This window comes from Streptomyces sp. NPDC048001 (assembly GCF_043203115.1).
Lineage (GTDB): Bacteria > Actinomycetota > Actinomycetes > Streptomycetales > Streptomycetaceae > Streptomyces > Streptomyces sanyensis.
In genome coordinates this window covers 244,306-267,295 of record NZ_JBIDBN010000012.1, presented here as the reverse complement: position 1 = coordinate 267,295, position 22,990 = coordinate 244,306, and the positions used below count along the sequence as shown (strand labels likewise).

Sequence of the window (22,990 nt, the reverse complement as noted above, 5' to 3'; positions counted from 1 at the left end):
CAGGGGCGCACCGCGGCAGCCCGGAGCGCACGGGGAGCGCACCGGTGGCACAGGGAGGGGGACGGGCTGCCACCTCCGCGCCGGGCGCACAGGCGGGCGCGCAGGCGGGCACGGATACGGGGGCGGAGGCGGCGCCGTCCGGTGGGGCCGGGTGCCGCCCGCGCACCCCGGCGGGGGCGGGGTGCGGCGGGATACCGCCGGGGAAGGTGCCCGGGAGGGGGCGCCCGACGGGAGCGGCGCCCGGGAGGGGAGCGGGTTCGGGCGGCCGGGGCGCGGGGTCCGGCAGGCGGCTCAGGGGCGGGGGGCCAGCCCGTCGAGCGCGTAGTCGACGACGGCGTCCGCGTAGGCGTGGGTCAGCGGGAGGGTGCGCAGCAGCCAGCGGTGGAGGAGCGGGCCGACGAAGAGCTCCAGGGCGATCCGGGGGTCCACCGAGGGCCGGACCGCGCCCGCCTGCTGCGCGGCACGCAGCCGGACGGTGTAGAGCTCGAGCTGCGGGGCGAGCAGCCTCTCCACGAACCGGGCGCCGGTCGCGGCGTCGATCACCCCCTCCGCCGTGAGCGCCCGCGCCGGGGCGTCGTAGGCGGGGTCGTTCATCTGGTCGACCGTGGCCCGCAGCACCAGCCGCAGGTCGGCCCGGAGGTCACCGGTGTCGGGGATGACGGGCCCACCCGGTCCCGCCTCCTCCGCGGCCCGGGTGGCCAGGTCGAGGAAGGCGTCCATCAGCACCGCGGCCTTCGACGGCCACCAGCGGTAGATGGTCTGCTTGCCGACCCCCGCGCGGGCGGCGATGGCCTCGACGGTCGTCCGTCCGTAGCCCACCTCGCCGACGAGCCCGAGCGCGGCCTCGTAGATCGCGCGGCGGGAGCGTTCGCTGCGACGCGAGGGGTCGGGGGCCTTCGGCTCGGTCATCGGCTCAACCTAGCAGTGAGACGGGACGTCTCGCCTGCGGAGCGGAGCGTTCCCGGTGCACCCCCGCACGGGCCCCGCCCGTCGGCCGCGGCCCGCGGCCGCCCGGGAGGCACCGGCCGGCCCGGGCGGGCGGACACCAAGCGGCGCAGGGGGCTCACCGGCGCGGGGCGCCGGGGCAGGGGGCCTTGTTCACGAGAACCGACAGCAGACGTTCACCACCACGGGAAACACCACTACATGGTGCTGTTCGATGGCGCGGCTCCGGAGTGTGAGCACCGTCGTCCGACAGTCGGGCTAGAAGAGACCGGCTTGCATGTGGTGCGTGAGGTTGTCGAGGATCTCGCGCAGCAAGGGGCTGCGGACCGCCGGCAATCGGACCAGGGCGTGCTGGAAGGTTCCCGGGTCGGCTCGGAACAGGTGGTGGGGGCGTGGCGGGGGCGGGTCGTCGCGCAGTACGCCGTCGGGCATGGTTCCCGAGGTGGGGAGGTAGAGGTGTGGTTTGGGGAAGGCCATCCACATCCATATCCCGAACGGCAGTGGCACCGGGCGTGTAGATGCGTCCGGGCTGGCCGGGGTCCAGAGTTCCCCCGTCTGCGGGTGGGTCGGCACGAGGATCATGTCGGCGTCCGGGCCGGGGGCGGGTAACCCCGGACCGGACAGGACGGCGCGTCGCGCTGGCCGGTCCGCGGGCAGCAAGGCGTCGAGGGCGCGTTGGAACACTTCCGTGATCAGTCCGGGCGGGACCGTCACCGGCCGGCCGTCCGAGGCTGCCAGGAGGTGGGCCAGGGCCCGACCAACTGCCGCTTCCCACTGTGGGCTCCATGACCACCAGTGGTCCAGCCCGCGGAGCGAGCCCCATCTGCTGATCGGCTCCATCGGGGGCGTGGCTACCCCCTCCTCCAGTAGTTCCTCCCAGGAGAGGATCGCGGAGTCGGAGTCGGTGTCGTCGACGGGGAGGCGGTGCACGGCATCCGGCGCGAGCCAGACTGCCTGCCAGAGTGAGCAGTCGTCGATCCGGCTCGCCACCGGCAGGCCGCACGCCTCGCAGCCCATGTTGGGGCCTTCACCCCAGTCGAGGCCGCAGCAGTAGCCGCCGGCTTCGTGCGGGATGAGCACGGTGCCGCGGGTATCCCCGGGGGCGATGACGACGGTGCCGGGTGCGCTGTCGGACAAGGCGTAGAGCGGAGCGTAGATACCGCGGGCCGCCGCCTCGTCCGGGTCGATCTCCTCCCACCGCCGCCACGGTGGCCCCCAGGGCTCCGGTTCCACGGCGAACGTGCCCGACTCCATGAGCACCGGGAGCTGGATCCCGTTCCCGTACTTCTGATGGGCATGAACCGGCAGCGCGACCTGGGACAGCGGGATGGTCAGCTCGGCGCCACATCCCGCACACACGAAAGCGAACACATGTCCTCCGCGAAGAAAGCAGGGGGCATCGTCGCAGCTCTGTGGCGGACCTTCCACGTGCTTTCTCATCCGCGGCGCGGGACTGTGCACCGCCACGGTGTGTAACGCACGGTTCGAATCCCCGACGTGCCGGGTGCCTTCCGTGGTGGTGAACGTCTGCCGTCGGTCCTCGTGAACAATGCCAGGCAGGGCATCTCACCGGGGCGCCGGGCGGGGCCTCCGGCCGCCGTGCTCAGTCCGCCGTGCTCAGTCCGCCGCGGCGCGGCCCGGGGCGTCGCCCCCGGCGTCGCCGTCCTCCGGTGCGGGCGGCGGCCAGGCGTCGCCCCAGTCGGCGTCCCGGGCCGCGCGGTAGAGGGGCCCGTGGCGCTTGGTGACGGTCTCGCGGCGCAGGCCCTCCCCCGCGGTGCACAGGTCGAGCAGGACCATGCCCTTGCGGATCTGGGGCCTGCGGGTGACCCGGGCGGGCGCGGGCTCCACGGGGAAGCGCACCGCGGCCACGTAGCTGAACTTCTCGTCCTCGTAGGCGAGCGAGCCGCCCTTGACCCGGCGGTGGAGGGAGGAGCGTGAGACACGGGCCGAGAAGTGGCACCAGTCCGCGCCCGGCTCGATCGGGCAGGCGGAGCTGTGCGGACAGGGAGCCGCGACCGTCAGGCCCGCGGCGACCAGAGCTTCGCGGGCCCGCAGGATCCGCTCGTAGCCGTCGGGGGTGCCGGGCTCCACCACGAGGACCGCGCGCGCCGCCCGGGCCGCCTCGGCGACCACGGCGGCGCGGTCCGCCTCCGTGAGCTCCTTCAGGACGTAGGACACCGTCACGAGATCAGTGCTCTCGATCCTGAGCGCCGAACCGATCCGAGAGCACTGCCACTCGACCCCTTGCAGCGCCGGCGCCCCGGAGGCGAGGGCCAGTTCGCGCCCCAGGTCGAGCGCGGGCCGCGCCCAGTCCAGCACCGTCGTCGCGGGCGGGGCGGAGGCGAAGGCCTCGGCGACGGCCCAGGTCGCCGCGCCGGTGCCGCCGCCGATGTCGGTGTGCGTGGCGGGCGCCCAGCCGGGGACGGCGACACGCAGCCCGTCCAACGCGCCGCGCACGGCCTCGAAGGTGGCAGGCATGCGGTACGCGGCGTAGGCGGCCACGTCGGAGCGGTCGCGCAGGACGGGGGCGTCGGTCGGGGTGGTACCGCGGTAGCTGGCGATCAGCCGCTCGACGGCCTGTGCGGCCCGCGTCGGCGGCAGCCCGTCCAGCAGCCCCGCGAGGGTGGTGCGCAGGGTCTCGGCGGTGGGGGCTGTGGCGTTCACCGGGCGAGTCTACGTCGCCCGGGGGCACGCCCGGGGCCGTCCTCCGCCCGGCCGGGAAAGGGCGCGCCGAGGTCCGCCGAGCCGCCCGGCCCACGTCCTCCGGGGACCTGGCGCACACCCGCGCCGCACGCGGCGGGTGCACGCCGACGGACCGGCCGGGCGTCCCCGCCGGGCCTCTCCGCGGGGGACCCGGCAGCCCGGTCCCGCCCCGCCCCGCGACCGCCTGCTCAGAGTTCCGAGTCGCCCCGCCACGGGCGGCACAGGAGCAGGAAGCAGGCCCCGGCCGCCAGGGCGCAGCCCAGCTGGACCACGGCCATCGGCACCGCCGTGTGCTCGCCCGCCACACCGACCAGCGGGGAGGCCACCGCGCCGACGAGGAACGACGCCGTGCCGAGCAGGGCCGAGGCCGAGCCCGCCGCGTGCGGGGTGCGCGTCAGGGCCAGGGCGTTGGTGTTCGGCAGCACGAGGCCCATCGCCGACATCAGCACGAACAGCCCCGCGGCCACGGGGAACAGGCCCACCCGGCCGAACACTCCGGCCGTCATCAGCAGCAGGGCGGCCGCGGCGAGCGCGATCACGGTGAGGCCGAAGGCCAGCACCTTGACCAGCGCCACCCGTCCCACCAGCACCTTGCCGTTGATCTGGCCGACGGCGATCAGGCCGACCGCGTTCAGCCCGAAGAGCAGGCTGAAGGTCTGCGGGGACGCCCCGTAGATCTCCTGCACCACGAAGGGCGAGGCCGCGATGTACGCGAAGAGCACCGCGAAGGCCAGGCCGCCCGCCAGCATGTAGCCGGCGAACACCCGGTCGGCCAGCAGCGCCCGCATGGTCCGCAGCGCCTGCCCGACGCCACCGGAGTGGCGGCGCTCGGGCGGCAGGGTCTCGGCGAGCCAGCGGGCGGCCACCAGGGTCAGCAGCAGCCCCACGCCCGCGAGCACGACGAAGATCCCGCGCCAGTCGGTCACCCGCAGCACCTGGCCGCCTATCAGCGGGGCGATGACGGGGGCCGCGCCGGAGACCAGCATCAGCGTGGAGAAGAAGCGGGCCATCTCCACACCGTCGTAGAGGTCCCGGACCATGGCCCGGGCGATGACGATCCCGGCGGCGCCGGCGAGGCCCTGCACCAGGCGGAAGGCGATCAGGAACTCGATGGTCGGGGCGAGCGCGCAGACGAGGGTGGCCAGCACGTAGACGACCATCCCCGCGAGCAGGGGGCGGCGACGGCCCCACCGGTCGCTCATGGGCCCCACGACGAGCTGCCCGAGCGCCATGCCGGCCAGGCAGGCGGTGAGTGTCAGCTGGACGGTCGCGGCGGAAGTGCCGAGGGCGTCCGTGACCGCGGGCAGCGCGGGCAGGTACATGTCCATGGACAGCGGCGGCATCGCGGTCATCCCGCCGAGGACGAGGACCAGCAGCAGCCCCGCACGCCGTGCCGCGGGAACGGAGCCGCCCGGCCCGGTACCGGCCGCAGGGGGTGGGCTCGCGACCGGGCCCTGCCCCTCGGGGGCGGGCCCGGCGTTCGCCTGTCCGACTCGACCGCGTTCCGGCATCGGCTCCTCCTGTTCCGTTGTCGACGCGCCCTGGCCGACGCCCCATGCTCTCAGCCCGATCGCCTGATCGAATCCACCCCGGGGCGGAGTCCCGCCTCCCCTGCCCGGAGCCGCCGGGCCGTCCCGGCTCCCCTCCCCCGCACACGGCCCCCGCCACCACCCGGGCACCGTACGCGCGGCAGCCGAACACCCGGCGGCGCCCGGGTATCCGTATGCCGGTCGCCGCCGCCCTGCCCCGGCACCCCCGCGTACCCTGCGCGCCATGAGCGCTGAACACCCTGGACGCCGGATCGCGGTGGTCACCGGAGCCGGTTCGGGTATCGGGCGGAGCGTCGCCCTGGAGCTGGCCCGGGAGGTGGGGGGCCGCCGCGGGTGGGCGGTGGCCCTCGCCGGGCGGCGGGCCGCCGCGCTGGAGGAGACCGCCGCGCTCGCCGGGCCGGACGCCGAGACGCTCCGCGTCCCGGCCGACGTCACGGACCCGGCGGCGGTGGCCGCGCTGTTCGACGCGGTCCGGGAGCGGTACGGCCGCGTGGACCTGCTGTTCAACAACGCGGGCACCTTCGGCCCGGGAGGCGTGGGCTTCGCCGACCTGCCGTACGAGGCCTGGCGGAAAGTGGTGGACGTCAACCTCACCGGCGCCTTCCTGTGCGCACAGGCGGCCTTCCGGCAGATGCGCGACCAGCGCCCCCAGGGCGGCCGGATCATCAACAACGGGTCCGTCTCCGCCCACACCCCCCGTCCGGACTCCGCGCCGTACACCGCGACCAAGCACGCGCTGACGGGCCTGACCAAGTCGGTCTCCCTCGACGGGCGTCCGTACGCGATCGCCTGCGGCCAGATCGACATCGGCAACGCGGCCACCGAGATGACGCGGGCCATGGAGTCGGGGGTGCGCCAGGCGAACGGGGAGCTGGCGCCGGAGCCGGTGATGGACGCGGCCGACGTGGCCCGCACCGTGCGGCACATGGCGGAGCTGCCGCTGGAGGCGAACGTGCAGTTCGCCACCGTGATGGCCACCGCCATGCCGTACATCGGCCGCGGCTGACGCCCTCGGCCCGGCGCGGGCCGGGGCGGTCCGGTCCGGGCCGGGGGTGGTACCCGGCGAACTCCACGAGACCGGCGAACCGCCCCCGGGTCGGGGCCGGGCGCGGGCCGTTCGGATCGGCCCCGGACGGGGACCTCGTCGCTCCCGAGGCCAGACGGCCCGCTCGATGCGTTCGGAGGTTTCCGCGTCCGTCTCCTGCTGCCGGGTCGGCAGGTCGGCCCGGTCGGCCACGTATCCGGGCTTGGGTTCCTCGAAGCGCTCGACCATCTGGGCGGTCCAGCAGAGCGCCACGCACCGCCCCTTCTGCACGCGGGTGAGCCGGCCCGTGCGACCTCCACTGACCTCGATGCCGCTGGCCCGGGCTGGGGGACGCACGATCGTTGGGCTCTTGCCGGTCTTCGATCGGTTGACGGGAAATCCGGTCGCACCCAGGAAGGGGTGTGTGCTCGGCCGTGTGATCGACCCGCAGCCGGAAGACGTCGGCCAGGCGATGCTCAGGCCGGCTCATCCCTCACGATTCGACGCGGCGCTGGGGAGGGTCACTCGGAAGGTGCAGCCTGCTTCGGGGGCTGTCTCGAGCTGGGCGGTGCCCTGATGGGCGGCGGCGAGTGCGGCGACGATGGAGAGGCCCAGACCGGTACCGGGGTGCGTACGCGCTGCTGCGGTGCGATAGAAGCGTTCGAACACGCGCTCTGCCTGATGGGCGGTCATGCCCGGTCCCTCGTCCGCTACTTCGATGACGGCGGTGGCCTCCTGCAGCCCGACGCGTACTTCGATGGACGCAGATTCGGGTGTATGGGTGAGGGCATTCGTGAGGAGGTTGTCGAGAATCTGGCGGAGTTGGCCGACATCGCCCAGGACGGGCACCGGTGTGGTGGTGTCCGGAGGGTTGTCCAGGCGGACGAGTTCGATGGGGCGGCGGGGGTCGCGGGCTCGTGCGTCGAGTACTGCTGCCACGGCGAGATCGAACACGTCGGCCGGGAGGTGGGCGCGCGGGCGATGCTGGTCGAGTCGGGCCAGGATCAGCAGGTCCTCGACGAGTGCCGCCATGCGGGTCCCACCGTCCTGTATGCGCTGCATCAGGTACATGAGTCGAGCTGGTTCGTGGGGAGTCCGGTGGGCCAGTTCGGCGTAGCCGCGGAGGGAGGTAAGGGGGGTGCGCAGTTCGTGGCCGGCGTCGGCGATGAAGGTGCGCATGCGTTCTTCCGAGTCGCGTGCGGCCGCTTCCGAGGCTCGTTGCGCGTTCACGGCCGACTCGATCTGGTTCAGCATGGCGTTGAGGGCCCGTCCCAGGCGGCCCGCCTCGGTCCAGGCCGGGTGCACGGGGACGCGGCAGGAGAGATCTCCGGCGACGATGGATTCGGCGGTGGCCTCGATGGTCCGCAGGGGACGCAGGGAAGCGCGTACGAGGAGGTGTCCCACGCATGCCAGGGCGATGACTGCCCCCGCGCCGACCAGCAGGTCGATGGTGACGAGACGCGCCACGGTCGCCTCGGATTCGGCCAGGCTGGTCGTGGTGACGAGCGTCCTGCCGCCGGACAGGGGCAGGGCTACGACCCGCCAGTCGCCGTCGGCGCCGGAGGTGGTGAAGGGCTGGTGCGCAGGTCTCGCGGACGGTGCGGCGAGAGTCGTCACGAGGGAGTCCGGCGGGCTGTCCTCGTTGGGCGGGATGCGGCGGACCGGGGTGCCCGCTTCGTCGACGATCCAGGCTGTGTACGCGGCGGGGAGCGGCGAGGCGAGCCGGTCGGAGCGGGGACTGTCGATCTCGTGCGAGATGCGGGTCGCCGTTCCGGTCAGCTGGCGGTCCAGCCGTTCCAGGAGGTAGCCGTGCAGCAGGTGGGAACCGAGGAATCCAGTCGCCAGGAGTGCGACGGTGACCAGTCCCGTCGCGCACAGGAGCAGGCGCAGTGACAGGGGGATGTGGGCGAGCAGGCGGCGCGTCCTGCTCACGTGCGGGGGACTCGCAGCACGTATCCGACTCCGCGGAGCGTGTGGAGGAGCTTCGGCTCGGCGAAGTCGATCTTGCGGCGCAGGGTGGAGATGTAGGTCTCGACGATGCCGGCCTCGCCGTTGAATGCGTAGTTCCAGACGTTGTCGAGGATCTGGGGCTTCGACATGACGCGGCCGCTGTTGGCGAGGAGGAAGCGCAGCAGCTGGAATTCCAGGGGGGTGAGGTGGATTTCCTGGCCCGCCCGCCATACCGCGTGGCTGTCCTCGTCCATCTTCAGGTCGGCGATCTCCAGGCAGGCCGTCCCTGTCGGCTGGCAGCGCGCGCGCCTCAGTACCGCGTGGATGCGGGCGACGACCTCTTCCAGACTGAACGGTTTGGTGATGTAGTCGTCCGCGCCGAGGGTCAGGCCGGCGACCTTGTCGTCCGTGGCGTCGCGTGCGGTGAGGAAGACCACGGGGGCCTGGTTTCCTGTGCTCCGCAGGCGACGCGTCACCTCGAAGCCGTCGATGTCGGGCATGGCCACGTCGAGGATCAGGAGGTCCGGCCGCGCTCGGTCGGCACCCTGCAGTGCTTCCCGGCCGTCCGCCGCCGTGGTGACGTCGAAGCCCGCGTAGCGCAGGCCGACCGCGAGCAGTTCGCGGATGCTGGGCTCGTCTTCGGCGATGAGCAACCGTGTCCGCTCGGGGTCGGTCTTCCGTTCCTGCCATGACGTCATGGCCGCCAGGATGACCGGTCCGCCTGAGCGCGAACTGAGAGCCCCCTGAGGAGACCCTGAAGGATCTGGCCGACACTCAGGTGGCGCTGAGGTTGTGCTGCGGTGGGGCCCAGAAAGATCCGCCAAGCTCTGCCACATGAACATGAAACGTCCTGGCAGCCCCCCTTGGGCGCGGTACAAGTTCATGGCCATCGCTGCTGTCATGGCTATCGCCCTGGTAGGCGGGCTCGCCGTAGCCTACGCCGGCTACACAGGGAACGCCGCAGAGAACTCGGCTGCCTCCTCGGCGACCACGTGCCCGCCGGCTCCCGCAAGCGCGAATCGGGTCTCCGGGGGCGGCCAAGGCGGGCAGCAGGGCTGCGGCACGGGCCCGCAGGACGCCGGCCCGCAGGGCGCCGGCCAGCAGGGCGCCGGCCAGCAGGGCGGTAGGCGCGGCGGACAGGGGCAGCGCTCCGAAGAGGATCGTGCCGCTCAGGTCGCCTACCGCAAGTGCCTCAAGGATCAAGGTATCGAGCTGCCGAACGGCCCGGTCGACCAGCTCGACGCGTCCGAGCCTGCGATCGGCAAGGCCCTTGCGGCCTGTAAGGACCTCGAACCGGATCATCCCGGCGCTTCGTCGCCCGCGGTCTCGGCCGCGGCTTCCCCCGTTCCCCAGGCAGCACGGCGGGGAACGGCCGTCCGGCGTCAGTGAAGGCGGCTGGGGGGGAGTCGCTCGGAGTTTCCCGAGCTCCGCGTCCGGCCCGCAGCCCTTCAGCTTCCCCCCTCACCGCGCGCACCGAGGAAAGGCTTGTCACGCATGCATCACCCGTCATCACCGCCGGGCCGCCGGCGCAGCCGCTCTCCATGGCTGCGGCAGCGTGCCCTCGTCGTCCCGCTGACCCTGGCGGCCATGGTGGCCGCCGGATGCGGCTCGTCGGAATCCACCCCGCCTCGCGCCGACGCCTCCCTGCTGCCGCTGGGGGACGGACGGGTCAGCGACCGTCCGGAAGTCGGGTCGGTCTTCTCCTGCCAGACACGGTTCCCCAGGAACGCGCCGGGAGCGTTCCGCGACGGTGAGTGGATCCAGGGCGACCAGTGGGACCCTCAAGGCAAGCCCACCGTGGACGGCGAGGTGGAGTGGCCGAACGCCGAGATCTCCATCGCGGTGGAAGGCTCCGAACGCGTCGTCACGGCGAACGGCCTGCCCTCCCATTCCACGGGGAGCTTCCCGATCTCGCCGGACGACGACGCCTACGCCTACGACCGGAACCCCAACCGCATCAGCGAGCAACAGGTCCTGCTCCGCCTGCCCGCCTCGCCGACCGCAGCGGCGGAGCCGTCCTGTGTTCCCGGGGGGATGATCGGATTCACGCTGACCGGTGCGGCCCTCTACAACGCACTGGACGCCCAGGGACGGGATGCCGCCGCGCACGAGATCCAGGACTCCTGCGACGGCCATCCCGAGAAGAACGGGCAGTACCACTACCACAGCCTGACCGACTGCATCGACGACTCGTCGGGCGACGCCGGCGGGCACAGCGACCTGTTCGGCTTCGCCCTGGACGGATTCGGCATCTACGGCCCCAGGGACAGCGGCGGGGACGCACTCACCAACGCCGGCCTCGACGCCTGCCACGGCCACACCGGGCCCGTGGAAGTGGACGGGAGGGCCAAGACCGTCTACCACTACCACTTCACCGAGGAGTACCCGTACACGCTCGGATGCTTCACCGGTGACCCGGTCGAGCTCCCCGGCACGCCTCCCGGAGGCCGCCCGTGAGTGACTCACAGCAGCCATCGCGCGCGGGCTCGGAGCCGGCGCCTCGCAGCGGGAAGCGCTTCTACGGCATCGCAGCCGGCCTCGTCGCCGCCAGTCTGCTCGCCGCGGGCATCGTGGTCGCGGCGACCGACGGTCCACCGGGCGGGTCCGGCACATCACCGAACATCCTGATGGTCATCGCTGACGACTTCGGCGTCGACGCCAGCCCGTGCTACGACCTCGGTGAGGACAAGCCCGACATGCCGACCCTGGAATCGCTGTGCGGATCGGGCCTGGTCTTCGACCAGGCGTGGGTCAACACCGCGTGCACCCCCACCAGGGCCACGTTCCTGACCGGCCAGTACGGCATCCGCACCGGCGTCGGCTCCGTCGACGCGCAACTGCCCACCTCGCAGACCACCATCCAGCGGGTACTGGCGGAGCGCACCGACTACGCGAGCGCGGTGATCGGCAAGTGGCATGTGGGCGGGCGGCCCAACCAGGTCGTCGCCGACCACCCGGGCCGACTCGGTGTGCCCTACTACGCGGGCTTCCTCTCCGGGGCCATGGAGGACTACCGCCGCTGGCCGCTGACCGTCAACGGGCAGACACACGAGGAGACGACGTACGCCACCACCAAGTTCACCGACCTTGCTCTGGACTGGATCGAAGAGCAGGACGGGCCCTGGTTCACCTGGCTCGCCTACACGGCGCCGCACACCCCCTTCCACCTGCCCCCGGCAGAGCTGCACTCCCGTGACGACCTCACCGGTACCCCGGAGGACATCGAGAAGCGCCCCAAGGAGTACTACTTCGCCGCCGCCGAGGCCATGGACCACGAGTTGGGGCGCCTGCTGGACGGCCTCCCCGACGGTGAACGGGAGAACACCACCGTGATCTTCGTCGGTGACAACGGCACCCCCCAGCAGGTCGTCCAGTCCTACCCGCGCGGTCACGCCAAGGGCACCGTCTATCAAGGTGGAGTGCACGTGCCCCTCGTCGTCTCCGGGGCGTCGGTCCCACGCACGGGCGAACGCGAGGACGCCCTCGTCAACGGCGCCGACCTCTACGCCACCATGTCCGAACTCGCCGGAGCCACCGCCACCGCCACCGGCACCGGCACCGGCACCGGCACCGGCGACAGCGTCAGCATCGCGCCGCTGCTGACCACCGCCGGCGACGGCGGCCGCGCATACGCCTACACCGAGGCGTTCGGCCAGACCAAGCGCCGCACCGGAACCACCGCCCCCGACGTATGGGCGATCCGCGACAGCCGCTACAAGCTCGTCCACTACGACGACGGCAGAGAAGAGCTCTACGACCTGTCCGACGACCCCCTCGAAACACGCAACATCCTGGCCGAACAGCCTGCAGCGGTAGCGCGCCTGCGAAGCCAGGCCGAGAACCTGCGCAGAGAGTGATATGCCGCCGGACGCTCCCGGCACCGTACATGCCAAGCGTCGCTTCAACGGCGCCACGCTCCGGGTCCGGACCGCCGGGCATGACGGTGTGCCACCTGTGGTGCAGGGGCTTGTACGCGAAATCGTCCGGGTCGGCCAGGCCGGCGACCGCCTTCCAGACCCGCCGCGCGCGCACCGGGCAGTCGCTCGGCCGGGAGCCGAACGGCGCTTGCACCTTCCGGTGCTTGATCTTCGACACCCGTACGTCGTCCTCCATCCCGTGCTCGGTCTCACTGACGTCGGGCACCCGCGCCCGGCCCGCGGTCGCGAGACCCTCCCGGCCCGCTCCGAAGCCGTGATCCACCTCGCGATGACCGGCCTCATGGCCCGCCGCCTCACCGGCGAAGCCGCCATCACCCGGCGTGCCGCGACATCACAAAAGCAAACCCGCATCCCGGGATGAAACAACGGGAGAAACGCCCTCTCGGGAAGCCGTCAACGCGGGGGCGGCGGTTTTCGTCCCGACGCGATGATCAGGCGATCACACCGAGGCGATGATCAAGTCCCGCCCGAGTTCCACCTGCAAAGCAGGGTTTCGAACTCGTTACCAAGGGATTTCGGACAACCTCTTGCGGATCGACGGGTCAGGGGTCGATATTCATCCAACGCAACCGAATCAACTCGTGTTGACAACACGAGTTGATCCTCAAACGCAGCCCGAGCCCAGGGAGGATCTGATGGCAACTCGCCGCGACGTGGCACGCCTGGCGGGCACCTCCGAGGCCCTGGTCAGCTACGTCCTCAACAACGGCCCCCGCAAGGTCGCCCCCGCCACCCGTGAGCGGATCCTCGCGGCGATAGACGAGCTCGGCTACCGCCCCAACGCGGTGGCCCGGTCCCTGAAGACCTCGCGGACCATGACCTTCGGGCTGGTCGTGCCCGACAATTCCAACCCCTTCTTCGCCGAGCTGGCCCGCGTCATCGAGGATGTCGGCTTCGCCTCCGGCTACACGATGCTGCTGGGCAACGCGATGGGTGACGACGCCCGTGAGGCGACGTACATCCGGACCCTGCTCGACCGGCAGGTGGACGGGATCATCGTGGTCCCGATCCACGGCCCGCACAGCTGGGTCGCGGAGCTGTCCGACCAGACGACCGTGCCCCGGCTGGTGCTCGACCGTGAGCTGGAGCTGCCGGGGGCGACGCAGGTGCTCACCGACAACGAGGGCGGCGCGTACCAGGCCACCTCCCATCTGCTCGGTCACGGCCGGGAGCGGATCGGGTGCATCGCCGGGCTGGAGGGCGTGCACCCGACGGTCGACCGGGTCGCGGGCTGGCGCCGGGCCCTCGTCGAGGCCGGGCGGGATCCAGGGAACGCGCCCCTGACACATGTGCCGTTCGGACGGGCCGACGGGTACCGGGCCGGCCGGCTGATGCTCGCGGACGCCGGGCATCCGGACGCGCTCTTCGTGGCGAGTGACGAGCAGGCCATCGGCGTCCTGCGCGCCGCCGCCGAACTGGGGCTGCGCGTCCCCGACGACGTGGCGGTCTGCGCCTTCGACGGTATCGACGGCAGCGAGTACACGGTGCCCGCGCTCACCACCATGCGGCAGCCCTTCGACGAGCTGGGCCGCTCGGCCGTCGAGTGGCTCCTGGCCAAGATCGCCGACCCGGCCCTCCCGGTACAGCGCATCACCCACACCACCACCCTGATCGCGCGCGGCTCCTGCGGCTGCCCGGACCCCGCAGGTGGCGACTCGACGATCGGTCAGCGCTTATAGCGACGGCGGGCGGGCGGTTGGAACGGGCGACCGGTTGTGGCGCCCGGCTCACACCGACATACCCGACATGTACGCCGCGTACACCCCGTACGACCCATCCACCCCGTTTGACCCGCCTGACCCGTAGTACGACCCGCCTGACCCGTACGGCGGACTACGACCTCACCACGGGCCCCGCACCTGGCCCCGTCCTCGAACTCGGCCCCCGGTCCCAGACTTACGGACTCCCGGACCTACGGACTCCCGGACTCCCGGACTCCCGGACTCCCGGACTCCGACCCAGCCTCCTCCGGCCTCGGAGTCCGGGCCACCCCCCGCGCCCCGCTCCGACCCCACCCCGTTGTGACGCAATGACGCGACGAAAGGCACACCCATGAACACCAACGTCACCGCCAACTCCGGTGCCAACGCCAACCGCACCGCACGCAGAGTCCGTTCCGCCACCGCTGTCGCCGCCGCCGCGACGATGCTGCTGGTGGTCGCCGGTTGCGGCCGGGGCGGAGACAGCTCCGGCAGCGACGGCGCGTCGGGCGAGGCGAAGATCGCCATCGTCACCCGGAACTTCACCAACCCCTACTGGGCGGCGCTGCGCGACGGCGCGATAGCCGAGGGCAAGAAGCAGGGCGTCAAGGTGGAGGTCCAGGCGGGCGCGTCGGAGACCGACAGCACGGGCGAGAACGCCAAGATCTCCACCCTCGCGGGTCAGGACTACAACTGCTTCGGCGTCGTGCCGGTCAACGCCACCAACGTGATCACCCCGCTCGTCCCGGTCGCCCAGAAGAAGATCCCGATCCTCAACCTGGACACCCAGATCGACGCGAAGGCCTCCGAGCAGGCCGGGGTGTCGTACGCCTCGTTCATCGGCTCGGACAACCTGTCGGCGGGCGAGCTGGCGGGCGAGGCCCTGCTGAAGCTCATGGGCGGCAAGGGCGAGGTGGCCATCCTCCAGGGCATCGCCGGTGAGCAGAACGGCATCAACCGTCAGAAGGGCTTCTCGGAGAAGGTCGCGGGCAAGCTGGACATCGTCGCCACGCAACCCGCCGACTACGACCAGGCCAAGGCGCAGACGGTCACCGAGGCCATCCTCAAGGCCCACCCGAAGATCACCGGCATATTCGCCGCCAACGACACCATGGGTCTGGGCGCCGCGCAGGCGGTCCGCAACGCCGGTCTGACCGGCAAGGTCTCCATCATCTCGGTGGACGGCATCACCGCCGCGCTGAAGGCGGTCAAGGCGGGCACCCTCAGCGGCACGATCTCCCAGTACCCGTACGCCGAGGGCCAGTTGGCCGTGCAGGCCTGCATCGACCTGGTCGCCGAGAAGAAGGTGCCCACCCGGATCGTCGCCCCGATCGCCCTGATCGACTCCAGCAACGTGGACAAGGCGATCAGCTCCTTCCCGCAGCCGTTCGTCCCGTTCGACAACCCGCTCACCTCGGCCGGGAAGTGAGCTGATCATGACTGACACCCAGGCACCGGGACGGCTCGGCCTGGACCTCTCGTTCGCGGCGGCGGCACGGTTCGCCGCCCCGATCGGGCTGGGCGTGGTGTTCCTCGCCTTCTTCATCGCCACGCCCGACTTCCTCACCACGTCCAACATCAGCGACCTGCTGGTGTCCGCCTCGATCCTGCTGGTCCTCGCCATGGGCCAGCAGCTGGTGGTCACCGTCGCCGGTATCGACCTCTCGGTGGGCTCCAACCTGCCCTGGTCGGCGGCGGTCCTCGGGTACGCCTACGCCAGTGGCTGGGGACTGACCGTCTCCATCGGCCTGGCCCTGCTGGCCGGGCTGGCGGTGGGCGTGGTGAACGGTCTGCTGGTGGCCCGGCTGAACATGACCGACTTCATCGTCACCCTCGGCTCGCTCTCCGTGGTCAGCGGTCTCACCCTGCTGCTGACCAGCGGCAACACCGTCCCCGTGAACTCGGACTTCCTGCGCGGTCTGGCGATCGACGGCATCGGCCCGCTGCGCTGGTTCTGGGTACTGGCCTTCGTGGTGGCCGCGCTGGTGGGCTTCCTTCTCTACCGCACCCGTACCGGCACCTATCTGCTGTCGACCGGCGGCAACATCGAGGCCGCGCGGGGTGTGGGCATCCACGTCGACCGTATCCGGCTGATCGCGTACGCGAGTTCCGGGCTGGCCTGCGGGGTGGCGGCCGTGCTGTTCGTGGCCCGCACGGGCGGCGCCGACCCCAGCCTCCAGACCGACCTGCTGCTCAGCTCCATCGCGGCGGTGGTCCTCGGCGGGTCCAGCCTGTTCGGCGGGAAGGCCTCCGTACTCGGCACGGTGACCGGCGCGTTGCTGCTCCAGAGCCTCATCAACGGTTTCACCCTGGTCGGCATCTCGCAGTACTACCAGCCCGTCGCGGTCGGCAGCGTCGTACTCGGCGCGGCCTTCATCTCCCGGTTCCAGAAGTAGGAGAAGCCAGCCATGACGGACACTCCGGCCCGTGCGACGGGCGTATCCGCCGCCGCCCCGGCCAGCCAGAACGCCGCTTCGGCCAGTCAGGTCATCTCCCCGCTCGTGGAGATCACCGGGCTGCGCAAGTCCTTCGGCGCGGTCCACGCGCTCCAGGGCGTGGACCTGAAGCTGGCCCCCGGCGAGGTCACCGCGCTGCTCGGCGACAACGGCGCGGGCAAGTCCACGCTGGTGCGCTGTCTGACCGGTGTGCACCCGCCGGACGCGGGCGAGATCCGCTTCCGGGGCGAGCATATCCGGTTCCACTCCCCCGACGACGCGCGGCAGCTGGGCATCGAGACGGTGTACCAGACCCTCGGCCTCATCGAGGACCTCCCGGTCTGGCAGAACCTCTACCTCAACCACGAGCTGACCAGAGGCTTCGGCCCGTTCCGGGTGCTGGACAAGAAGTCCATGATCGCCCAGAGCCGCGCCATCCTGTCCCGGCTGGACGTGAACGTCCCGAACATCCGGGCCACCGTGCGGCGGATGTCGGGCGGTCAGCGGCAGTGCATCGCCATCGCCCGCGCGGCCAACTGGGGCCGCACCCTGGTCATCATGGACGAGCCGACCGCAGCGCTGGGCGTCCGGGAGACGGCGGCCGTGGAGGAGCTCATCGACCGGCTCCGCGAGGCGTCGGTGACCGTGCTGCTGATCAGCCACGACATGGCACAGGTGCTCCGGGTCGCCGACACCGCGTACGTACTGCGCCGAGGCCGGACTGCCGCGCGGCGGGCCGTCTCCGCCACCACGGGTGACGAGCTGGTCGGGCTGATCACCGGGGCCGTGCCCGGGGACGCGCATGCCTGAGGCCGGCCCCTCATCCGCCCCCGTACCCGAGCCCCTGACGGGTACGTCACCCCTCGTCGTGGTGATCGGCTCGGTGAACATCGACCATGTCGTCGTCGCCGACGCCTTCCCCTCCCCCGGCGAGACCCTCCTCGGCCGTACCGCGTACGTCACCCTCGGCGGCAAGGGTGCCAACCAGGCGGCTGCGGCGGCCTCCGGAGGTGTTCGTACGGCGATGATCGCCCGGGTGGGCGAGGACGCCGAGGCGGACCGGGCCCGTGCCCGGCTGGTCGCCGGCGGAGTGGACGTCGGGGCGGTGACCACGGTGCCCGGCGCCGAGACCGGTACCGCGTGGATCACCACGGCGGCCGGGGACAACACCATCGTGGTGGTCGCCGGAGCCAACCACCGGTGGCCGTCCGAGGGCGACCCCACCGAGGGCCTCGGGGCTCAAGCAGCCGTCGTACTGGCCCAGTTGGAGATCCCGCTGGACATCGTACGACGCGCGGCGGACGCCTGCCGGGGCCGGTTCCTCCTCAACGCCGCCCCCGCCGCCGAACTCCCCGACGACCTGATCGCCCGCTGTGACGTGCTCATCGTGAACGAGCACGAACAGGCGGTGGTGTCAGGGCAGTTGGGGACGGAGGGTACGGCGGGGGCCGCGACCGCGCGGAAGGCGCACGACGCGCTGCGGGCCCGGGGTGCCAAGGCCGTGGTCACCACCCTGGGCGAGGCGGGCGCGCTCGTCACCGACGCCGACGGCCTCTCCACCGCGCTCCCGGCCGTCCCCGCGACCGTCGTGGACACCACGGGTGCCGGTGACGCCTTCGCCGGGGTGCTTGCCGCCCGGCTCGCCGCCGGTGACTCGCTCCTGGACGCCGCCCGCCTGGGCATCGCCGCCGGCGCCCTGGCCGTACAGGTCTCCGGCGCGCCCCAACAGCACGCCGACCTGGCCACACTGCGCGCCCTCACCCTCACCACTCCCCCTGCCGAAGAGGACTGAACCCGTGCAACGCAGCGGTATCATCCACCGCGAGCTGGCCGGGCTGATCGCCGGTCTCCGCCACACCGACACCTTCGTGATCAGCGACGCCGGGCTCCCCTTGGCCTCCGACACCCCCGTCGTGGATCTCGGCTACCGGTACGGCAGCTCCCCGTTCCTGGACGTCGTCCAGACCGTGCTTCGCGAGACCGTTGTCGAGCACAGTTGGGTGACCGACAAGGTCCGCGAGGTCAACCCCACCGTCCACACCGGCCTGCGCTCCTTCGGGCTCGACCCCGAACTCGTCGACCACGACGAGTTCAAGGCCAGGGTCCGGGACGTCAAGTTCGCCGTACGTACGGGTGAGGACACCTTCTACGCCAACGTACTCTGCCGCGCGGGGGTCCCCTTCACCCCGTGACCGCCGCCTGCGTGACGACGCGCCCCCGCATCTCCCGTTCGCCGGCGCCTGTGTTGCGGGCGTCGCCCGGCCGGACGGTCGACAGACCAACGCCAGGACACTCATGGGGTCAGTCATGAGCAAGAGTCAGACAGTCACGGCGGACGAGGTCCGGGGCGGGCGGGTCGAGCCGGTCCCGGACCGTGGTGCGCCTACGCCGACGCAGGTGACGGCCCTCGATCCGGTTCAGGCGCATCAGCCGCTCGACGCGCTTGCGGTTGACCGTGTGCCCCGGTCCCCGCAACTCGGCATGGACGCGGCGCACCCCGTACGTCCCCTTGCGCGCGGTGTGGACCTGGGCGGATCTCCCGGTCACGTTCAGGGCGCGTCGCCGGCCGATAGTCCATCTGAGACCTCGCCCTCCCCGCCGCCCGCGGGACTTTCCGGGGGGACTTTCAGCCCTGTCCGAGGACTTCCGAGGCACTTTCCGCCGCGTAACGCGGCAAGCCCCCGAAAGACCGGAAAGGGCCTCCGACGCAGGTCAGAGGCCCTTCCCGAGGCAAAGCCGCAGGTAGGGGCAGACGAGTCGGGCTGTACGCCGGGTTCTGTACCCCGGGACCTCGCGGTCGTCGGGGCGACGGCCATCCATCTAGGACCGGCGTTGCCGCCGGTCTCGTGCGGTCTACCCGCGGACTCGGGCGGGCAGCCCTCGAACGTCCGCGCAGGAGCACCGGGGCGCTCCCTCTTGACCTTGCTCCGGGTGGGGTTTACCTAGCTGCCCAGGTCACCCTGGGCACTGGTGGTCTCTTACACCACCGTTTCACCCTTACCGAGGGCCGAGGCCCCCGGCGGTCTGTTTTCTGTGGCACTGTCCCGCGGGTCACCCCGGGTGGCCGTTAGCCACCACCCTGCCCTGTGGAGCCCGGACGTTCCTCGGGAGGGTCCGAGGACCCCCACGCGGCCGCCCGCCCGGCTCGTCTGCCGTGGCGACCATGCTACCCGCCTGCCGCGGGCCCTCCCTCCCCCGCGCCTCCCCGGCCCCCGGCGGGTGCTTGACCCTGCCGCAGCGTCACGGTTTCTACTGGCCGCATGAGGATCGGAGAACTCGCCGCGCTGGCCGGGGTGACCCCGCGCACCGTGCGGCACTACCACCAGCTGGGTCTGCTGCCCGAACCGGTGCGGCGCGCCAACGGGTACCGGGACTACGGGCTGCGGCACGCCGTGGCGCTGGCCCGGATCCGGCGGCTGACCGAGCTGGGCCTCGGCCTGGCCGAGGTGCGGGACGTCCTCGCGGACGACGCCGGGCGGGAGCTGGCCGAGGTGCTGGAGGAGCTGGACGCCGACCTCCGGCGCCAGCTGGCGGAGCTCGGGGAGCGCCGGGCCCGCCTCGCCGAGCTGCGGGAGCAGGCGCGGCTCGGGCGGCTGCCCGCCGAGGGGCCGGTCTCCGACGAGCTGGCGGCGCTGCTCGGGAGCATCACGCCGAGCGACTCGCCCATGGCGGCGAAGGACCGCGAGCACCTGGTGCTGCTGGACTCGCTGGTGCCGCCCGGGCAGCGTGCCGCGCTCTTCGAGGGCCTGCGCCCCTTCGCCGAGGACCCGGCGTTCGCCGGGCGGGTGCAGGGCCTGTACGAGCGGCTGGACGCCCTCGCGGACGCCGGCCCGGACGACCGGCGGGTGGAGCCGCTGGCGCGGGAGTTGGCCGGGAGTGTGCCGGACGGGCTGCTGGCGCTGGCGGGGGACGGCGGTTCGCGCGCGGACAGCGCCTTCGGGCAGGCGTTCCTCGACGACTTCGCCCCCGCGCAGGCGGCCGTGGTGCGGCGGATGCTGGAGCTGCTGGCGGACCGGGCGCGGGCGGCCGCGCGGCACGGGGGCGGGGAGCGGCGGTCGTGAGGCGGGCCGCGCGGGTCGCGCTGTGGTTGCTGCTGCCCGGCGAGCTGGTCGTGCTGGTGCTCCTGGTGGGCGGGGTGGAGGTGCCGTTCGCCGTGGTGGCCGCCGCGGAGGTGCTGGTGCTCGCCGTGCTGGCACTGGAGGCGGCCGTCTGGTTCGGGCTGTACCGGGCCGCCCGCCGGGCCGGGCTGCCCCCGGGGGCGGCCTCGGCCCGGGCGGTGCGCGGGCTGCTGCCGCCGGTTGCGGCGCGGCTCGCCGCCCACGAGCTGCGCGCGCTGCACAGCCTGGTGCTGTGGGCGCTGCGCCGCAGGCACGGGGTCCGGGGCGGCGAGGTGGTGGCCGCGGGGTACACGGGTCCGCAGACCGCCCTGCTGTGGGGCATGGTCTTCGTCTCGGTGGTGGAGACGGTCGCGCTGGCGGTGCTCATCCCGTGGCCGCTGGTGCACGCGGTGGCCCTGGTGCTCGACGTCTACGGTGTGCTGTTCCTGGTGGCCCTGCACGCCTCCTGTGTGACCAGGCCCCATGTGCTGGGCGCCGACCGCTCGCTGCGGCTGCGCTACGGCGCCCTGTTCGACCTGCGGATACCGGCGGAGGCGATCGCCGGGGCGCGGATCGAGCGGCGCTTCCCGGAGGGGCGGCTGGTGCACGCGCGGGAGGACGGCGGCCTGGAGCTGATCGTCGGCGGGCAGACCACCGTCGCGGTGGAGCTGTCCCGGCCGGTTTCGTATCTGCGGCCGCTGGGCGGGCGCGCGGAGGCGGTGGGTTCGGTGCGGTTCCACGCGGACGACCCGGCGGCCGTGGTGGCCGCGCTCCGCGCGTCGGGACCGCCGGTCGGGCCCGGTGCCGGTGTGGCGGCCCCGACCGGGCCGGGGTCCGCGGTGGGACGGGGCACCGGGACGGACGTCTGAGCCGCCGGAGCGACCGGGACGGACGCCTGAGCCGCCGGGATGACCGGGCGGCCGGAGCACGAGCCGCCGGAGCGACCGGGACGGACGCCTGAGCCGCCGGGATGACCGTGCGGCCGGAGCACGAGCCGCCGGGATGACCGGGCGGCCGGAGCACGAGCCGCCCGGGGTGACCCGGGTGCCGCGGTCGCGGCTTTCGCCCCGGGGCGCCGTTCCGCCGGACCCGTGCCCCCGCGGCTAACGCGCCGCCGGGGCGAACACCACGGCCGGCTCCGCCGGGTCGGCGCGGGTGAGCCGCACCCGCAGGCGCTCCCCCAGCGGCAGGGCGCCGTCGCCCTCGATCCGGGCGACCACCGCCGGATGCTCCAGCTGGACGGTGCCGACGTCCGGCTCGCTGTCGCGGACGTCGACCACCACGCCGTCGAAGAGTTCGCCCACCCGGCCGCGCAGGGCCGCCGCCTCCACCAGGTCGACGCAGGCCCGCTCGACGGCGGCCGCGCGCCGTGCGCCGCGGGCCATCTCCTCCGGCAGCCCGGCCAGTGCGGCACTCGCCCAGTCCGGCGGCTCCCGTCCGGCGGCGGCGGCGAGGCACAGCTCCCCCGCGTAGCGGTCCACGAGGCGGCGCAGCGGGGCCGTGCAGTGGGTGTACGCGGCGGCGACGGCCGCGTGGACGGAGGGCGAGGGCAGGCGGCCGCCGGTGAAGGCGCTGTACCCGGCCCCCCGCAGCAGCCTGGTGCACTCCTGGAGGAAGGCCGCGTGGCGGGGCTCCCCCGGGTCGAGGGAGCGCACCAGCGCCGCGTAGGAGACATGGTGGGGCCAGTCGACGCCGAGGGCCCCTGCGGTGCGGCGCAGCCGGGTGACCGCGCCGTCGGGGGCGGTGGGCAGGGTGCGCAGGATGCCGGTGCCCGAGGCGGTCATCAGAGCGGCGGCCGCCATCCCGGTCAGCAGGGAGAGCTGGGCGTTCCAGCGCTCCACGGGCAGCGGGGAGCGGTAGGAGAGCAGGAAGGCGCCGTCGTGCTCGTGGACCTCCTGCTCCGGGACGTCCAGGGAGATGCCGCCGCGCTCCGCCTCCAGGTCCTGGCGCAGGCGGCCGATCTCCGCCAGCAGCGCCACGGGCTCCACGGCGGTGCCCGTGTCGAGGAGGCGCTGCACGCCGGCGTAGTCCAGCCGGTCCCGGCTGCGGACCAGGGCGCGGCGCACGTCGGTGGTGACGGCCCGGCCGTCGGCGTCCAGGTCGATCCGCCACAGCAGGGCGGGCGCGGGGCGGCCGGGCAGCAGGCTGGCGGCACCCTCGGAGAGCACCCGGGGGTACAGGGGGACCGTGCCGTCGGGGAAGTAGAGGCTCTGGACGCGCCGGTGCGCCTCGGTGTCCAGGCGGCCGCCGGGTGCGACGAAGACGGCGACGTCGGCGATGGCGTGGTGCACACGGAAGCCGCCCCCGGGGCGGCGGGCCAGGTGGACGGCCTGGTCGAGGTCGGCGGACCCGGGCGGGTCGACGGTCCAGAAGGGGAGGTCGGTGGCGTCGTGGCCGGGCGGTCGCGGTGTGCGGGCCGCCTGCTCCGCCTCGGCGAGTGCTTCCCGGGGGAAGTCGCCGGGGACGTCGAGAGCGGCGCGCACCTCGCGCAGCGCGGTCCTGAGCGCGGCCTCGGCCGCGCCGGTCAGGTGCAGGGGGCGGCGGGGCATGCACCGAGCGTAGGGCGGGCCGGGAGCCGCGGCACCTCGGCGGCCGGGGCGCTTTGTAGGCTGGCGCGGGGGCCGCACCCCCTGCCTCGCAAGCCGTGA

General features: G+C 72.9%; 20 protein-coding genes and 1 other RNA gene. 12 read left to right on the top strand and 9 right to left on the bottom strand.

The features are described 5' to 3' along the window. Positions 1 to 291 precede the first annotated feature (291 nt). The 4 genes from ACGF15_RS23280 to ACGF15_RS23265 form a co-directional block, all read right to left on the bottom strand. Complete coding sequence (locus tag ACGF15_RS23280) at positions 292 to 909, bottom strand: TetR/AcrR family transcriptional regulator (RefSeq protein ID WP_345610064.1); 618 nt, start codon at positions 907 to 909, stop codon at positions 292 to 294. Between the two features lie 294 nt (positions 910 to 1,203). Further along, the gene (locus ACGF15_RS23275; RefSeq protein ID WP_392801606.1) at positions 1,204 to 2,316 is read right to left on the bottom strand and encodes a hypothetical protein; all 1,113 of its coding nucleotides are present in this window, start codon (positions 2,314 to 2,316) and stop codon (positions 1,204 to 1,206) included. Positions 2,317 to 2,562: 246 nt separating this feature from the next. After that, positions 2,563 to 3,609, bottom strand: a complete 1,047-nt coding sequence (locus ACGF15_RS23270) for a small ribosomal subunit Rsm22 family protein (RefSeq protein WP_392801603.1) — start codon at positions 3,607 to 3,609, stop codon at positions 2,563 to 2,565. Positions 3,610 to 3,836: 227 nt separating this feature from the next. Further along, positions 3,837 to 5,159, bottom strand: a complete 1,323-nt coding sequence (locus ACGF15_RS23265; RefSeq protein ID WP_392801600.1) for a Bcr/CflA family multidrug efflux MFS transporter — start codon at positions 5,157 to 5,159, stop codon at positions 3,837 to 3,839. Between the two features lie 262 nt (positions 5,160 to 5,421). On the opposite strand from ACGF15_RS23265, the gene ACGF15_RS23260 reads away from it, so the two are divergent. Continuing rightward, complete coding sequence (locus ACGF15_RS23260; protein ID WP_392801597.1) at positions 5,422 to 6,204, top strand: SDR family oxidoreductase; 783 nt, start codon at positions 5,422 to 5,424, stop codon at positions 6,202 to 6,204. 504 nt (positions 6,205 to 6,708) lie between these two features. Here the strand turns inward: ACGF15_RS23260 and ACGF15_RS23255 are convergent. Continuing rightward, the gene (locus ACGF15_RS23255; protein WP_392801595.1) at positions 6,709 to 8,154 is read right to left on the bottom strand and encodes a sensor histidine kinase; all 1,446 of its coding nucleotides are present in this window, start codon (positions 8,152 to 8,154) and stop codon (positions 6,709 to 6,711) included. Beyond that, positions 8,151 to 8,870: a response regulator transcription factor gene (locus ACGF15_RS23250; RefSeq protein ID WP_392801592.1), complete on the bottom strand. Its 720-nt coding sequence runs from the start codon at positions 8,868 to 8,870 to the stop codon at positions 8,151 to 8,153. Before ACGF15_RS23250 ends, ACGF15_RS23255 begins: the two co-directional genes overlap by 4 nt. Before the next feature lie 136 nt (positions 8,871 to 9,006). Here ACGF15_RS23250 and ACGF15_RS23245 point away from each other — a divergent pair, with 136 nt between their 5' ends. The 9 genes from ACGF15_RS23245 (at position 9,007) to rbsD (ending at position 18,437) form a co-directional block, all read left to right on the top strand. Further along, on the top strand, positions 9,007 to 9,561 hold the full coding sequence (locus ACGF15_RS23245; RefSeq protein WP_392801589.1) for a hypothetical protein: 555 nt from the start codon (positions 9,007 to 9,009) through the stop codon (positions 9,559 to 9,561). A 105-nt stretch (positions 9,562 to 9,666) separates the two neighbouring features. Continuing rightward, the gene (locus tag ACGF15_RS23240; RefSeq protein WP_392801586.1) at positions 9,667 to 10,629 is read left to right on the top strand and encodes a YHYH protein; all 963 of its coding nucleotides are present in this window, start codon (positions 9,667 to 9,669) and stop codon (positions 10,627 to 10,629) included. Next, entirely contained in the window at positions 10,626 to 12,029 is a 1,404-nt protein-coding gene (locus ACGF15_RS23235; protein ID WP_392801583.1) for a sulfatase-like hydrolase/transferase, read from the top strand. Before ACGF15_RS23240 ends, ACGF15_RS23235 begins: the two co-directional genes overlap by 4 nt. Before the next feature lie 716 nt (positions 12,030 to 12,745). Then, positions 12,746 to 13,789 carry a LacI family DNA-binding transcriptional regulator gene (locus ACGF15_RS23230; protein WP_345610070.1) on the top strand — a complete coding sequence of 348 codons (1,044 nt, stop codon included), beginning with the start codon at positions 12,746 to 12,748 and terminating at the stop codon, positions 13,787 to 13,789. Between the two features lie 373 nt (positions 13,790 to 14,162). After that, a complete protein-coding gene (locus ACGF15_RS23225) occupies positions 14,163 to 15,239 on the top strand; it encodes a substrate-binding domain-containing protein (RefSeq protein WP_345610072.1) in 1,077 nt (358 codons plus the stop codon). Between the two features lie 7 nt (positions 15,240 to 15,246). Continuing rightward, a complete protein-coding gene (locus tag ACGF15_RS23220) occupies positions 15,247 to 16,206 on the top strand; it encodes an ABC transporter permease (protein WP_345610074.1) in 960 nt (319 codons plus the stop codon). A gap of 12 nt (positions 16,207 to 16,218) precedes the next feature. Further along, a complete protein-coding gene (locus ACGF15_RS23215; RefSeq protein ID WP_392801578.1) occupies positions 16,219 to 17,055 on the top strand; it encodes an ATP-binding cassette domain-containing protein in 837 nt (278 codons plus the stop codon). Then, positions 17,048 to 18,037, top strand: a complete 990-nt coding sequence (locus ACGF15_RS23210) for a ribokinase (protein ID WP_345610078.1) — start codon at positions 17,048 to 17,050, stop codon at positions 18,035 to 18,037. Before ACGF15_RS23215 ends, ACGF15_RS23210 begins: the two co-directional genes overlap by 8 nt. Before the next feature lie 4 nt (positions 18,038 to 18,041). Further along, complete coding sequence (rbsD, locus tag ACGF15_RS23205; protein WP_345610080.1) at positions 18,042 to 18,437, top strand: D-ribose pyranase; 396 nt, start codon at positions 18,042 to 18,044, stop codon at positions 18,435 to 18,437. A gap of 109 nt (positions 18,438 to 18,546) precedes the next feature. On the opposite strand, the gene ACGF15_RS23200 is transcribed toward rbsD, so the two are convergent. Continuing rightward, the gene (locus tag ACGF15_RS23200; RefSeq protein ID WP_392801573.1) at positions 18,547 to 18,792 is read right to left on the bottom strand and encodes an IS3 family transposase; all 246 of its coding nucleotides are present in this window, start codon (positions 18,790 to 18,792) and stop codon (positions 18,547 to 18,549) included. 202 nt (positions 18,793 to 18,994) lie between these two features. Then, positions 18,995 to 19,393: RNase P RNA component class A (rnpB, locus tag ACGF15_RS23195), an RNA gene on the bottom strand. Positions 19,394 to 19,505: 112 nt separating this feature from the next. On the opposite strand from rnpB, the gene ACGF15_RS23190 reads away from it, so the two are divergent. Then, the gene (locus tag ACGF15_RS23190; protein WP_392801570.1) at positions 19,506 to 20,306 is read left to right on the top strand and encodes a MerR family transcriptional regulator; all 801 of its coding nucleotides are present in this window, start codon (positions 19,506 to 19,508) and stop codon (positions 20,304 to 20,306) included. Beyond that, entirely contained in the window at positions 20,303 to 21,211 is a 909-nt protein-coding gene (locus ACGF15_RS23185) for a hypothetical protein (RefSeq protein WP_392801567.1), read from the top strand. The genes ACGF15_RS23190 and ACGF15_RS23185 overlap by 4 nt, the downstream gene beginning before the upstream one ends. A gap of 234 nt (positions 21,212 to 21,445) precedes the next feature. Here ACGF15_RS23185 and ACGF15_RS23180 read toward each other — a convergent pair whose 3' ends face one another. Further along, complete coding sequence (locus tag ACGF15_RS23180; protein ID WP_392801564.1) at positions 21,446 to 22,891, bottom strand: RNB domain-containing ribonuclease; 1,446 nt, start codon at positions 22,889 to 22,891, stop codon at positions 21,446 to 21,448. Positions 22,892 to 22,990 lie beyond the last annotated feature (99 nt).